This is a genomic window from Kineococcus glutinatus (assembly GCF_039542765.1).
Lineage (GTDB): Bacteria > Actinomycetota > Actinomycetes > Actinomycetales > Kineococcaceae > Kineococcus_A > Kineococcus_A glutinatus.
In genome coordinates this window covers 1-1,428 of sequence record NZ_BAABIL010000899.1, presented here as the reverse complement: position 1 = coordinate 1,428, position 1,428 = coordinate 1, and the positions used below count along the sequence as shown (strand labels likewise).

Annotated in this window: 2 protein-coding genes; both read right to left on the bottom strand. The window is 81.7% G+C overall.

Annotation, left to right across the window (positions count from 1 at the left end; translation table 11 throughout):
* The coding region (locus tag ABEB16_RS22435) for a site-specific integrase (protein ID WP_345714362.1) at positions 1 to 308 on the bottom strand (308 nt) is incomplete at its 3' end.
* A gap of 9 nt (positions 309 to 317) precedes the next feature.
* Positions 318 to 1,428, bottom strand: a 1,111-nt coding sequence (dprA, locus tag ABEB16_RS22430; protein WP_345714361.1) for a DNA-processing protein DprA, incomplete at its 5' end; no start/stop codon positions are given.

The following is a 1,428-nucleotide window of genomic DNA, read 5'->3' as shown; positions in this document are numbered from 1 at the left end:
CGGTGGGCGAGCGTGCTCCGCGCCAGCCCCCGCCCGGACCCGTCGGCGAGCCAGCCACGCACCGCGTGCAGGTCCAGGGCGGCGAGGGCACCGGCGGGAGCACGTGCGGGGGCACCGGCGGAGGCCGCGTGGTGCAGCAGGTCCCGCACGTCGGCGACGTAGGCGCGCACCGTGTGCGGCGAGCAACCGCGCTCGGAGCGCAGGTGCTCCGCGAAGGCGAGCAGGGCCTCCTCGGCCGCCTCCCCGAGCGCCTCGACGCCGGCCCCCACGCCCGCCCGCCCGCCGTCCGCGCCACGCCTGCCGGTCATGGGCGCACGCTATGCCCGCCCGGCGCCGCCCTCCCGCAGCAGCACGGCGGCACCGGGCACGAGCCGCCAGCCGTCACCGGCCGCCTCGGCCCAGCCGGCCAGCTGCAGGCGCCCCAGCGCGGCCTGCGTCGCCGGCACGACGCCCACCCCGGCGCGGGCGAGCGCCTCCGTCGGCAGCGGGCGTCGCCGGGGCAGCACCTCCACCACCCGCCGGTCCGCCCCCGTCAGCTCGTCGAGCGGTCCGGCGGTCGCGACCGGCGCGGCGGGCAGGTGCTCCCCCGCCGCGCCGACCAGCTCGGCGGCCTCCGCCGCGTCGGTGACGCACACCGCCCCCCGCTCGCGCAGCAGACGGTGGCAGCCCGCCGAGGCGGCCGACGTCACCGGCCCGGGTACCGCCCCCACCGGTCGCAGCAACCGCTCGGCGCGGTCGGCGGTGGCCAGCGCACCGGAGCGCCAGGCCGCCTCCACGACCACCGTGGCACGGGTGGCGGCGGCGAGCAGGCGGTTGCGCTCCAGGAAGCGCCAGCGCGTGGGGCCGGTCCCCGGTGGCACCTCGCTGACGAGGGCGCCCCGCCGCAGCGCCCGGGCCAGCAGCGGGGCGTTGGTCCGCGGGTAGGCGCGGTCCACGCCGCAGGCCAGCACGACCACCGTGGTCCCCTCCACGGCCAGGCAGCCACGGTGGGCGGCGGCGTCGACGCCCAGCGCCCCACCGCTCCAGACGGTGACACCGCGCTCGGCGAGCCCGGCGCCCAGGTCGGCGGCCACCGCCTCGCCGTACCCGGTCGCCGCGCGGCTGCCCACGACGGCGGCGGCGGGGGTGGACAGGTCCGCCGGACCACGCACCCACAGGCACATCGGCGCGGCGAGCGGCCGCCCGTCCCCGCCCGCGGTGGTGTCCAGGTCGCCCAGCCCGGCCGGCCACCCCGGATCGCCCGGGACCAGCAGCCGCCCACCGACGCGGTGCAGCGCGGCGAGGTCCGCGCCGGGGTCCACCGCCGGCAGCCGGGTGCGCCAGCGCTGCGCACCCGCCCCGGCGAGCACGGCCTCCAGGGCGGCCACCGCCCCCACCTCGGCCACGAGCCGCGCGGCCGAGGCGTCCCCCGGCTCGGCCAGCGCGCTC